Consider the following 12,383-nt stretch of genomic DNA (forward strand, 5'->3'; position numbering starts at 1 on the left):
ATTGTGCCGGCAGCCGGGCGGCTCGGCCGCCTTGCCCATGCCTTCAGTATCCGCGGCGCCTGTCGACGAGGCCGCTGACCGGCTCGCCGCGCTCGAGCGCCTCGATCTTGGCGGCGACCTGCCGGGCCGAGACCTCGGGCAGGGTGACCGCCGAGACGTGCGGCGTCATCCGGATCCGGGGATGGCCCCAGAACGGATGCGCGGCCGGCAGCGGCTCCTCGCGGAACACGTCGAGGGTGGCGCCGGCCAGCCGCCCGGAGTCGGCGGCCGCGAGCAGGGCCTCGTCGACGACCAGTCCGCCGCGCGCGACGTTGACCAGCCAGGCGCCCTGCGGCAGCCAACCCAGTCGCTCGGCATCGAACAGGTCGCGGGTGTCGGGGGTGAGCGGGGCGAGCAGCACCAGCACCCGGCATCCTTCGAGGAAGGCGCGCAGCCCGTGCCGGTCGTCGAAGCACTCGACGCCGTCGATCGCCTTCGGCGAGCGGGAAAAGCCGCGTACCGGGTAGCCGAGCGCCGCGAAGGCCCGCGCGACCTGCTCGCCGAGCACGCCCAGGCCGAACACGCCGATCGGCAGTTCCTCGCGTCGCAGCGACCGGAGTTCCTCCCACCGGCGCTCGCGCTGCAGGGCTTCGTAGTCGTTCACGCGGCGCTGCACGCGCAGCACCTCGTGCAGGCAGTACTCGACCATCTGCTCGGCCATGCCGGCGTCCTCGAGCCGCACGATCGGCAGCGCGGACGGCAGGTCCGGATGGCGAAGCAGGTGATCGACGCCGGCGCCGGCGCTGAACAGCGCCCTGAGCCTGGTCTGGCCGCCGAAGAAGCCGGGCTCCGGGTACCAGCTCACCGCGTAGTCGGCCGGCTCGGCGCCGGGGCGCCAGCCTTCGACGCTGGCCGCGGGCAGCAGCTGCGACAGCGCGGCGCACCAGCGCTCGCGCGCCTCGGCTTCGGGGTGGGCGATCGAGATGCGGAGCATCGTGCTCAGGCCGGCTCGAAGCCGATCAGCGCGGCGCCCTCGGCCACCTGGTCGCCGACCCGGTAGCGAAGCTCGGTCACCTTGCCGGCCGACGGCGCGGCGATCGTGTGCTCCATCTTCATCGCCTCGATGACGACGACGGGTTGGCCGCGCGACACGGTGGCGCCGGCATCGACCAGGACCGCGACCACCTTGCCGGGCATCGGCGCGGCCAGGCCGCCGCCTTCGAGCGCGTCGTCGCCGGCATGGGCCAGCGGGCTCGCCCAGTGCAGCGCGACCGGGCCGTCGGGACCGAACAGGTGCAGGGTCTCGCCGTCGAGCGCCACGCCGACCTCGAAGGCGGTGTCGCCGGCCAGGCCGCGCAGCGTGCCGCTCGCGGCATCGTGACGCAGCGCCGCCAGGCACACGGCTTCGTCGCCGGCGCGCACGGTCCAGCCGCCGGCAGCGTACTCGAGCGTGACATCGTGTTCGGCGCCGGCGTGGCCGAAGCGCATCGGCCGTGCGAGCCACGCCGCGCCGTGGCGCCAGCCGTCGCCGGCGGACCAGGGATCGCGCCATCCGGCCGCGCCGGAAGCGCTCGCGCCCCCGGGCCCGCCGGCTCCCGCGCGCGCCGCCGGAGCGTCCGCCGCGCGCTCGAGCGCCACGACCGCGGCGGCGGCGAGCGCCAGCGTGCGAAGCGAAGGCGCCTGCGGCGCCGGCAGCAGCGAGGCCTTGCGATGCTCGATCAGGCCGGTGTCGAGCTCGGCCGCCGCGAAGGCCGCGTCGCGCATCAGCCGGGACAGGAAGGACGCGTTCGTCTGCACGCCGACCGCCTGCACCCGTGCCAGCGCGCCGGCCATCCGCTGCCGGGCCTCGTTCCGGTCGCGGCCGTGGCAGATCAGCTTGGCGATCATCGGGTCGTAGAAGGGCGTGATCGGATCGCCCTCGCGCACGCCGCTGTCCACGCGCACGCCGGCGCTCGCGCCGCCCGCGCTCGCCGCGCCGCCGATCGCGAAGGCCTCGCCCTCGGGCAGTCGCAGCCTCTTCAGCGTGCCGATCGAAGGCAGGAAGCCCTTGTCGGGGTTCTCGGCGTACAGCCTGACCTCGATCGCGTGGCCGTGGATCGAGAGTTCGGCCTGCGTGCGCGGCAGCGGCTCGCCGGCCGCCACCCGCAACTGCCACTCGACCAGGTCCTGGCCGGTGATCATCTCGGTGACCGGGTGCTCGACCTGCAGCCGGGTGTTCATCTCCATGAACCAGAAGTTGCCGGCCTGGTCGGCGATGAACTCGACGGTGCCGGCGCCGACGTAGCCGACCGCCCGGGCGGCGGCCACCGCCGCCTCGCCCATCGCCGCGCGGCGCTCGGGCGTCATGCCCGGGGCGGGCGCTTCCTCGATCACCTTCTGGTGGCGGCGCTGCACCGAGCAGTCGCGCTCGAACAGGTGAACGCAGTTGCCGTGCCGGTCGGCGAAGACCTGGATCTCGATGTGGCGGGGCCGCAGCACGTAGCGCTCGATCAGCACGTGCTCGTCGCCGAATGCGTTGCGCGCCTCGCGCTGGCACGAGGCCAGCGCGGCCGCGAACTGGTCGGCGCGCTCGACGATCCGCATGCCCTTGCCGCCGCCGCCGGCGCTGGCCTTGATCAGCACCGGGAAGCCGATCCGCTCGGCCTCGCCGGCCAGGAAGGCGGGATCCTGCTCGCTGCCGTGATAACCCGGGACCAGCGGCACGCCCGCCTTCTCCATCAGCGCCTTGGCGGCAGACTTGCTGCCCATCGCGGCGATCGCGCCGGCCGGCGGGCCGATGAAGACGAGGCCGGCGGCCTCGACCGCGCGGGCGAAGCCCTCGTTCTCGGACAGGAAGCCGTAGCCCGGGTGGATCGCCTGCGCGCCGCACTGCTTCGCGATTTCCAGGATGCGCTCGCCGCGCAGGTAGGACTCCCGCGCCGGGGCCGGGCCCAACCGGTAGGCCTCGTCGCACGCGGCGACGTGCTTCGCGCCGGCATCGGCGTCGGAGTAGACGGCCACGGTGCGGATGCCGAGGCGGCGCGCGGTGGCGGCGACGCGGCAGGCGATCTCGCCGCGATTGGCGATCAGGATCTTGTCGAACATGTCACTGCGTCTCCCGGCCCGTGGCCCACGACGGCTTGCGTTTCTCGAAGAAGGCGGCGATGCCCTCCTGACCCTCGGCCGAGGCGCGCACCGCGGCGATGCGGCGGGCGGTCTCGTCGGTCAGGGCGTCGTCGACCGGACGGCCCGTCACGTCGCGGATCAGCCGCTTGGCTTCCCGCAGCGCCGAAGGCCCGGCCTGCAACAGGTTGGCGAGCAGCGCATCGATCGCGGCGTCGAGCTCCTCGGCAGGGTGGACGTCGTGCAGCATGCCGATCCGAGCGGCGCGCTCCGCGTCGAACACCTCCGCGGTCAGGAACCAGCGGCGCGCCTGCGGTTCGCCGATCCGCGCGATCACGAAGGGGCTGATCATCGCCGGGATCAGCCCGAGCTTGACCTCCGACAGGCAGAACTTCGCGCCCGGGCTGCCGATCGCAATGTCGCAGGCGGCGACCAGCCCCATCGCGCCGGCGAATGCCGGGCCGTGGACCCGGGCGACGACCGGCTTGGGGCTCTCGTGGATCGTGCGGAACAGGCGGGCGAGCCTGCGCGAGTCCTCGAAGGCCTCTTCCGGGCTCATCTCGCGCGCGCGCTTCATCCAGTTCAGGTCGCCGCCTGCGCAGAAGGCGCTGCCGCGACCGCCCAGCACGATCGCGCGGACCGCGTCGTCGTCGATCGCCTGCGCGAACGCTGCGGTCAGCTCGCCGATCAGCGTGTCGTTCATCGCGTTGCGCAGGTCGGGCCGGTTCAGCCAGATGCGGGCGACGCCGCCGGCGTTCTCGGTCTCGATGGTCTCGTAGCTCATGGTCGGTCCGGGTCGTTCGGTGCGCGGCGCGCCGGGAGATGGGCGGCGCGCCGCGGGCCGCTCAGATGCGGAACACGCCGAAGCGCGTTTCCGGGATCGGCGCGTTCAGCGCGGCCGACAGGCCCAGCGCCAGCACGCGGCGCGTGTCGGCCGGGTCGATGACGCCATCGTCCCACAGGCGCGCGGTGGCGTAGTAGGGATGCCCCTGGCGCTCGTACTGGTCGCGGATCGGCGCCTTGAAGGCTTCTTCCTCCTCGGGGCTCCAGCTGCCGCCGCGCGCCTCGATGCCGTCGCGCCGCACCGTGGCCAGCACCGAAGCGGCCTGCTCGCCGCCCATCACGCTGATCCGCGCGTTGGGCCACATCCACAGGAAGCGCGGCGAGTAGGCGCGGCCGCACATGCCGTAGTTGCCGGCGCCGAAGGAGCCGCCGATGATCACGGTGAACTTCGGCACCTGCGCGCAGGCCACCGCGGTGACCAGCTTCGCGCCGGCGCGCGCAATGCCCTCGTTCTCGTACTTGCGGCCCACCATGAAGCCGGTGATGTTCTGCAGGAAGACGAGCGGGATCTTCCGTTGCGCGCACAGTTCGATGAAGTGCGCGCCCTTGTTGGCCGATTCCGAGAACAGGATGCCGTTGTTCGCCACGATGCCCACCGGCATGCCGTGGATCCGCGCGAAGCCGGTGACCAGCGTGGTGCCGTAGCGGGCCTTGAACTCGTCGAACTCGGAGCCGTCGACGATGCGCGCGATCACCTCGCGCACGTCCCAGGGCTTGCGGGTGTCGGTGGGAATGACGCCGTAGAGCTCCTCGGCCGCGTAGGCCGGCTCGACCGGGTCGCGCAGGTCGAGCTGCTCCGGCTTGCGGCGATTGAGGTTGGCGACCACGCGGCGGGCCAGCGCCAGCGCGTGCGCGTCGTTCTGCGCGAGGTGATCGGCCACCCCGGAGAGCCGCGTGTGGACGTCGCCGCCGCCGAGGTCCTCGGCGCTGACCACCTCGCCGGTGGCCGCCTTCACCAGCGGCGGGCCGCCGAGGAAGATCGTGCCCTGCTCCTTCACGATGATCGCCTCGTCGCTCATCGCCGGCACGTAGGCGCCGCCCGCGGTGCACGAGCCCATCACCACCGCGATCTGCGGGATGCCCTGGGCCGACATCGTGGCCTGGTTGTAGAAGATGCGGCCGAAGTGCTCGCGGTCGGGGAACACCTCGTCCTGGTTGGGCAGGTTGGCGCCGCCCGAGTCGACCAGGTAGATGCAGGGCAGCCTGTTCTCGCGGGCCACTTCCTGCGCGCGCAGGTGCTTCTTGACGGTCATCGGGTAGTAGGTCCCGCCCTTGACCGTGGCGTCGTTGCACACGACCAGGCACTCGGTGCCCGACACCCGGCCGATGCCGGTGATGATCCCCGCCGCCGGCGCGTCGCCGTCGTACATGCCGTGGGCGGCCATCGGCGAGAGCTCGAGGAAGGGCGAGCCGGGATCGAGCAGCAGCTGCACCCGGTCGCGCGGCAGCAGCTTGCCGCGCGCCACGTGCTTCGCGCGGGCCGCCTCGCCGCCGCCCTCGGCGGTCCTGGCGAGCCGGACGTGAAGGTCGCCGACCAGCACGCGCATCGCCTGCGCGTTGGACTGGAACTGCTCGTCGCGGGGATTCAGCTTGGTCTCGATCTTGGCCATCTGGCTTCCGTTCGTGTCTGGGTCGGTGTCGGGGCTGCCGGGCGGGGTCAGCCGCCCTGGTTCGCCAGCGCCCGCCCGATCAGGATGCGCTGGATGTCGCTGGTGCCCTCGTAGATCTGGCACACGCGCACGTCGCGCCAGATCCGCTCCACCGGGTAGTCGCTCACGTAGCCGTAGCCGCCGTGGATCTGGATCGCGTCGGAGCAGACCTTCTCGGCCATCTCCGAGGCGAACAGCTTGGCCATCGCGGCCTCCTTCAGGCAGGGCCTGCCGGCGTCCTTCAGCGAGGCCGCGTGCAGGATCAGCTGGCGGGCCGCCTCGATGCGGGTGGCCATGTCGGCCAGTCGGAAGTTCACCGCCTGGTGGTCGAAGATCGGCTGGCCGAACGCGATGCGCTCCTTCGAATAGGCCAGCGCCGCCTCGAAGGCCGCGCGGGCCATGCCGACCGACTGCGACGCGATGCCGATGCGCCCGCCCTCGAGCCCCGACAGCGCGATCCGGTAGCCCTGGCCCTCGTCGCCGATCATGTTCGCGGCCGGCACCCGGCAGTTCTCGAACACGATCTGCGCGGTGTCCGACGCATGCTGGCCGACCTTGTCCTCGAGCCGCGCCACGACGTAGCCCGGCGCATCGGTCGGCACCAGGAAGGCCGAGATGCCGCGCTTGCCGGCCTCGCGGTCGGTGACCGCCATCACGATCGCCACGTTCGCGTGCTTGCCCGAGGTGATGAACTGCTTGACGCCGTTCAGAACCCAGTGGTCGCCGTCGCGCACGGCGGTGGTCCTCAGGCCCGAGGCCTCGGAACCGACCTGCGGCTCGGTAAGGCAGAAGGCGCCGAGCATTTCGCCCGATGCGAGCGGCCGCAGCCACTGGTCCTTCTGCGCGTCGCTGCCGAAGGCCATCAGGATCGAGCACACCGGGCAGTTGTTGACCGACACGACCGTGCTGGTCGCGCCGTCGCCGGCGGCGATCTCCTCGAGCACGATCGCGAGCGACCGGTAGTCGAGGCCCGCGCCGCCCCACTGCTCGGGCACCGCCACGCCGTAGCAGCCGAGCGCCGCCAGGCCCTTCAGCGCGTCGGCCGGGAAGGTGCAATCGCGGTCCCAGGCGGCCGCGTGCGGCGCGACCTGCTCGCGCACGAACTCGCGAACCGCGTCGCGGATCATCGTCTGGTCTTCGTTCAGGATCATCGCAAGTGCAAGCTCAAGCTATGGCCGCGCAGTGGATTCATTCACACGTTCACCAGGCGAGCGACTGGCCGCGGTAGTCGAGGAAGCTGCCGCCCGGCCAGGCCATCGGGTCGCCGATGACCCGCCGCATGCCGGCCACGCTGTCCTCGACCGCCACGTCGGCGTTCGGCCCGCCCATGTCGGTTCGCACCCAGCCCGGGTGCAGCGCCAGCACGCGCACGCCGGTGGGCGAGAGCTCGGCGTGCGCGAGCTTGGCCACCATGTTCTCGGCGGCCTTCGACACCCTGTACAGCATGCCGTAGCTGGCGCCGGCCTCGGAGATCGAGCCCATGCGGCTCGACAGGATGGCCAGCGTGCCGCGCGCCGGCGCCAGAAGCGGCCCCACGATCGGGATGAAGCGCATCGGCGCGAGCACGTTGGTCCGCATCACCAGCTCGAACTCCTCGTCGGTCGGCGGCTTCTGCAGGCTGCTGGTGCGCGGGCCGTAGACGCCCGCGTTGACCACCACCACGTCGAGCCGCTCGCCGTCGAGCTGCCAGGCCACGCCGGCCAGCTCGCTCGCGTCGAGCACGTCGAGCTTCAGCGTGTTGGCGCCCATGTCGCGCAGCTTCAGGCGATCGGGCTCGCTGCGGTGCGTGGCGTGCACCGTCCAGCCGGCCGCCAGGTATTGCCTGGCGAACTCCAGCCCGATGCCGCGCGAGGCGCCGAGGATCAGGGCCGAGGGCATGCGCGCGCGCCCCCTCAGACCAGCTCGACGGCCAGCGCGGTGGCCTCGCCGCCGCCGATGCACAGCGACGCGATGCCGCGCTTGCCGCCTCGCTTGCGCAGCGCGCCGATCAGCGTGACGATCAGCCGCGCGCCGGACGCGCCGATCGGGTGGCCCAGCGCGACCGCGCCGCCGTTCACGTTCACCTTGTCGTGCGGCAGGCCGTGCTCCTTCATTGCCGCCATCGCCACGACCGCGAAGGCTTCGTTGATCTCGTACAGGTCGACGTCCTTCGTGGACCAGCCGGTCTTCGCGTAAAGCTTCTGGATCGCGCCGACCGGGGCGGTGGTGAACCACTGCGGCTCTTGCGAATGCGTGGCGTGGCCGACGACCTTCGCGATCGGCTTCAGTCCGAGCTTCTTGGCGGTGGACTCGCGCATCATGACCATGGCCGCCGCGCCGTCGGAGATCGACGAAGAGGTCGCTGCGGTCACCGTGCCGTCCTTGCGGAAGGCCGGCTTGAGCTGCGGGATCTTGTCCGGGTTGGCCTTGAACGGCGACTCGTCCTTGTCGATGACCACGTCGCCCTTGCGACCCGACACGGTCACTGGCGCGATCTCCCACGAGAAGGAGCCGTCGCTGTTGGCGGCCACCGCGCGGCGGGTCGACTCGATCGCGTAGGCGTCCTGCTCCTCGCGGGAGAACGTGTACTTGCCCGCGCAGTCCTCGGCGAACTGGCCCATCGACTTGCCGCCGCCGTTGGGCGTCTTCTCGTAGGCGTCTTCCAGTCCGTCGTAGGCCATGTGGTCGAACAGCGTGCCGTGGCCGTAGCGGTAGCCGCCGCGGCCCTTGAGCATCATGTAGGGCGCGTTGCTCATGCTCTCCATGCCGCCGGCCACGACGATGTCCTGGCTGCCGGCCATCAGCAGGTCGTGCGCGAACATCGCGGCCTTCATGCCGGAGCCGCACACCTTGTTGATGGTCGTCGCGCCGGTGGCCATCGGCAGCCCGGCGCCGAGCGTGGCCTGGCGCGCCGGGGCCTGGCCCTGGCCGGCGGGGAGCACGCAGCCCATGATCACTTCCTGGACCTGCTCGGGCTTCAGGCCGGCGCGCTCGACCGCCGCCTTGATCGCGATGCTGCCGAGCTGGTGGCCGGCCAGGCCGGACAACTCGCCCATCATGGCGCCGATCGGCGTGCGGGCGACGGAAACGATGACGACGGGATCGCTCATGTGAGACTCCTGGAAACGGGTTCGGTTGAGGGTTCGGCGGAGGGCGTCGACCCGGGGTCGACGCTCGCGCCGGCTTCGGCCAGCCGATGCCTGAAGCGCAGCGCATCGGGATAGGGAAACACGTCTTCGAGCAGGCCCGCCCGCACCCGCCGCTGCCGCAGCTGCCAGTACTCCGGCTCGAGCAGGTCGGCGTGGTGGGCCATGAACGCCTTGCGCACCCGCGGATCGCCCAGCAGGAAGGTGCCGAACTCCTCGGGGAACACGTCGTTGGCGGCGACCGGGTACCAGGGTTCGGAGGCCATCTCGTCCTCGGGGGTGCGCGGCTCGGGGATCCGGCGGAAGTTGCAGTCGGTCAGGTAGGCGACCTCGTCGTAATCGTAGAACACGACGCGGCCCTGGCGGGTGACGCCGAAGTTCTTGTACAGCATGTCGCCGGGGAAGATGTTCGCGGCGACCATTTCCTTGATCGCCTGCCCGTACTCGACGACCGAGCGCTCGCGCTCGGCGTCGTCGGCGCGCTCGAGGTGCAGGTTCAGCGGCACCATCCGCCGCTCGATGTAGAGGTGGCGTATCACGATCGCGTCGCCGTCGTCCTCGATCAGCGAGGGCGCGCTGTCGAGCAGCTCCCGCATCAGCTGCGGGTCGATGCGCGACTTCGGGAAGGGCACGTCCGAGTATTCCCAGGTGTCGGCCATGCGGCCCACGCGGTCGTGGAACTTGACCAGCTGGTAGCGCTGCTGGATGTACTCCCGGCTCATGTCCTTCTTGCGCTTGTCCCGGATCAGCTTGAACACGTACGGGAAGGAGGGCAGCGTGAACACCAGCATCACCAGGCCCTTGATGCCGGGCGCTAGCACGAAGCGGTCGTGCGAATTGTGCAGGTGCTGCAGCAGGTCGCGGTAGAAGAGGGTCTTGCCCTGCTTGGCGAGCCCGAGCATCGTGTACAGCTCCGACTCGGGCTTGGTCGGCATCAGCGTCTTCAGGAAGCGCACCCAGGCCGACGGCACGTCCATGTCGACCATGAAGTAGGCGCGCGAGAAGTTGAACAGCGCCTCGATGCGGTCGCTGCCGGTCAGCAGCGCGTCGAGATAGAGCCGGCCCTGCGAATCGCGCAGGATCGGGATCGCGAAGGGCTCGATCTCGCCGTCGTTGACGAAGCGGCCGATCAGGTAGGCGCCCTTGTTGCGGAAGAACAGGCCGCGCAGCACCTGCAGCTGGCAGTCGGCGACCGGTTCGGCGCTGCCCGGCAGGCGGGCGCGCAGCGCCTGCAGCACCAGTTGCAGGTCGCGGCCGATGTCCACGAAGGGGCAGGCGAAGCCGAGGTCGACGATCATCCTGCGCAGCGCGGCCTCCCAGCCCTCGGTGAGCGGGTAGTAGACCCGGTACGAGGGCGGCTCGGAGTCCAGGTAGTCGGTCGCCACCGCCGGGCGCACGAAGATGTACGCGTTGTGGAAGTAGGCGCGGTGCAGCAGCTTCGCGCAGACCGAGTTGAAGAAGGTCTCGGCGAGCTCGGGCTGGCGGTGCTCGGCGAGCAGCGCCACGTACTCGCGCCTGACCCGCTGCCAGAGCGGCTCCTGCGCCGCGGCCGGGCCGTGGCCGGCGCGCGCGGGTGCCTGGCCGGACGCGGCTTCGTCGGCGCCCGACACCGCGCCGAACTCGTTCTCGATCCGCGCCGCCGCCTCGCGCACCCTCAGGTCGTAGAACGCGATCCGCTCGCTCGCGAGCCGGCGGATGCCGTGCCAGTCGCCGCGTTCGAACCGGGCCTTGGCCTGCTGGGCGTTGTAGCGGAACAGCCCGTAGTGGCGGTCGAAGCCGGCCAGGATCGCCCGCGCGATCGCGGCCGGCAGCGCGGCGTCGGGCGCGGCGTCTGGCGCGCCCGGGGCTTCGACGACGGCGTTCATCTCGGCGTGCTCGCGGCGGCTACGGCGGTGGCGTGCGGGACGGCGCGCGACCGGCCGTTCAGCGGGTCTCGCCGAACAGCTCGCGGCCGATCAGCATCCGGCGGATCTCCGAGGTGCCCGCGCCGATCTCGTAGAGCTTGGCGTCGCGCCACAGCCTGCCGGTCGGGTAGTCGTTGATGTAGCCGTTGCCGCCCAGGCACTGGATCGCCTCGCCGGCCATCCAGGTGGCCTTCTCGGCAGCGAACAGGATCGCGCCGGCGGCGTCCTTGCGCAGGCTGCGCACGTCGACCTTGCCCTCGCGCGAGCGGTCGCACTGCTTGCCCACCTCGTAGACGTAGGCGCGGGTGGCCATCATCGTGCTGTACATGTCGGCGAGCTTGCCCTGCATCAGCTGGAACTCGCCGATCGGCTGGCCGAACTGCTTGCGCTCGTGCACGTAGGGCACGACGACGTCCATGCAGGCCGACATGATCCCGAGCGGGCCGCCCGACAGCACCGCGCGCTCGAAGTCCAGCCCGCTCATCAGCACGTTGACGCCGCGGCCCACGCCGGTCAGCGGGTCCTCGCCGAAGCCGCCCAGCACGTTCTCGGCCGGCACCTCGCAGTCCTGGAACACCAGCTCGCCGGTGTGGCTGCCGCGCATGCCGAGCTTGTCGAGCTTCTGCGCCACCGAGAAGCCCTTGAAGCCCTTCTCGATCAGGAAGGCGGTGATGCCGCGCGGGCCGGCCTCGATGTCGTTCTTCGCGTAGACCACCAGCACGTCGGCGTCCGGGCCGTTGGTGATCCACATCTTCGAGCCGTTGAGGATCCAGCGGTCGCCGCGGAAGTCGGCGCGCAGCTTCATCGACACCACGTCCGAGCCGGCATTGGGCTCGGACATCGCGAGCGCGCCGACCCACTCGCCCGACACCAGCTTCGGCAGGTACTTGCTCTTCTGCTCGGCGGTGCCGTTGCGGTTGATCTGGTTCACGCACAGGTTGGAGTGCGCGCCGTAAGACAGTCCGACCGAGGCCGAGCCGCGCGAGATCTCCTCCATGGCCACGATGTGCGCCAGGTAGCCCATGTCGGTGCCGCCGTACTCCTCGGGCACCGTCATGCCGAGCACGCCGAGCTCGCCGAACTTGCGCCACAGGTCCATCGGGAACTGGTCGCTGCGGTCGATCTCGTTGGCGCGCGGCGTGATCTCGTTCGCCGTGAACTGCTGCAGCGAGTCGCGCAGCATCGCGATGTCCTCGCCGAGATCGAACTGCAGTCCGGGTATCGTCACCATGGGGTCGTTCTCCTTGCCTGTTCCTGGTCGGTTCGCGTCATCCCTGGATGCCGTCGCGGTCGCGCACGGTCATCAGCGTTCCGGTCATCGTCGCGATCAGCTTGCGGGTCCCGTCGTCCCGGATCGCCCAGGCCTCGCCCTCCGCAACCGTGATCGTACGCCCGGCCTTGCGGACGCGGCCGATCAGCCTGAACTCGCGACCGGCGCCCGGGGCGAGCAGGTTGAGCTTGTATTCGACGGTCAGCACGCCGGCGTCCTGCGGCATCAGCGAATACGCCGCGAAGCCGCAGGCCGAATCGAGCGCGGCCCCGACGATGCCCGCGTGAGCGAAGCCGTGCTGCTGCGCGATGTCGGGGCGGAACGGCAGCGCGATCTCCGCGCGACCGGGCTCTATCCGTTCCAGCCGGGCGCCGATCAGGCGCATCGCCGCCTGCCGGTCGAAGCTTGTCCGGACCCGGGCGGCGGCGGCGGCGAAATCGGCGGCGGGCGGGATGTCGGCCTGCCCGGCGAAGGCTTGCTGCATCGGGACGTTCCTCCTGACTCGCAATAG

General features: G+C 71.2%; 10 protein-coding genes. All 10 read right to left on the minus strand.

The annotated features are described in order from the left end of the window. Positions 1 to 43 precede the first annotated feature (43 nt). The gene (locus M6I34_RS13280; RefSeq protein WP_272486157.1) at positions 44 to 973 is read right to left on the minus strand and encodes a 2-hydroxyacid dehydrogenase; all 930 of its coding nucleotides are present in this window, start codon (positions 971 to 973) and stop codon (positions 44 to 46) included. Between the two features lie 5 nt (positions 974 to 978). After that, positions 979 to 3,063, minus strand: coding sequence for an acetyl-CoA carboxylase biotin carboxylase subunit (locus M6I34_RS13285; protein WP_272486158.1), 2,085 nt, complete (start codon positions 3,061 to 3,063; stop codon positions 979 to 981). A gap of 1 nt (position 3,064) precedes the next feature. Then, the gene (locus M6I34_RS13290) at positions 3,065 to 3,865 is read right to left on the minus strand and encodes an enoyl-CoA hydratase/isomerase family protein (protein WP_272486159.1); all 801 of its coding nucleotides are present in this window, start codon (positions 3,863 to 3,865) and stop codon (positions 3,065 to 3,067) included. A 61-nt stretch (positions 3,866 to 3,926) separates the two neighbouring features. Then, positions 3,927 to 5,534, minus strand: a complete 1,608-nt coding sequence (locus M6I34_RS13295; protein ID WP_272486160.1) for a carboxyl transferase domain-containing protein — start codon at positions 5,532 to 5,534, stop codon at positions 3,927 to 3,929. A 47-nt stretch (positions 5,535 to 5,581) separates the two neighbouring features. Beyond that, positions 5,582 to 6,724, minus strand: a complete 1,143-nt coding sequence (locus M6I34_RS13300; RefSeq protein WP_272486161.1) for an acyl-CoA dehydrogenase family protein — start codon at positions 6,722 to 6,724, stop codon at positions 5,582 to 5,584. A gap of 49 nt (positions 6,725 to 6,773) precedes the next feature. Next, positions 6,774 to 7,451: an SDR family oxidoreductase gene (locus M6I34_RS13305; protein WP_272486162.1), complete on the minus strand. Its 678-nt coding sequence runs from the start codon at positions 7,449 to 7,451 to the stop codon at positions 6,774 to 6,776. 14 nt (positions 7,452 to 7,465) lie between these two features. Further along, positions 7,466 to 8,662 carry an acetyl-CoA C-acetyltransferase gene (locus M6I34_RS13310; RefSeq protein ID WP_272486163.1) on the minus strand — a complete coding sequence of 399 codons (1,197 nt, stop codon included), beginning with the start codon at positions 8,660 to 8,662 and terminating at the stop codon, positions 7,466 to 7,468. Next, positions 8,659 to 10,563: a bifunctional isocitrate dehydrogenase kinase/phosphatase gene (gene aceK, locus M6I34_RS13315; RefSeq protein ID WP_272486164.1), complete on the minus strand. Its 1,905-nt coding sequence runs from the start codon at positions 10,561 to 10,563 to the stop codon at positions 8,659 to 8,661. Before aceK ends, M6I34_RS13310 begins: the two co-directional genes overlap by 4 nt. 58 nt (positions 10,564 to 10,621) lie before the next feature. Continuing rightward, positions 10,622 to 11,833, minus strand: a complete 1,212-nt coding sequence (locus M6I34_RS13320) for an isovaleryl-CoA dehydrogenase (RefSeq protein WP_272486165.1) — start codon at positions 11,831 to 11,833, stop codon at positions 10,622 to 10,624. Positions 11,834 to 11,870: 37 nt separating this feature from the next. Beyond that, on the minus strand, positions 11,871 to 12,356 hold the full coding sequence (locus M6I34_RS13325) for a PaaI family thioesterase (protein WP_272486166.1): 486 nt from the start codon (positions 12,354 to 12,356) through the stop codon (positions 11,871 to 11,873). Positions 12,357 to 12,383 lie beyond the last annotated feature (27 nt).

The sequence above is a fragment of the Zeimonas sediminis genome, from assembly GCF_023721795.1.
Lineage (GTDB): Bacteria > Pseudomonadota > Gammaproteobacteria > Burkholderiales > Burkholderiaceae_E > Zeimonas > Zeimonas sediminis.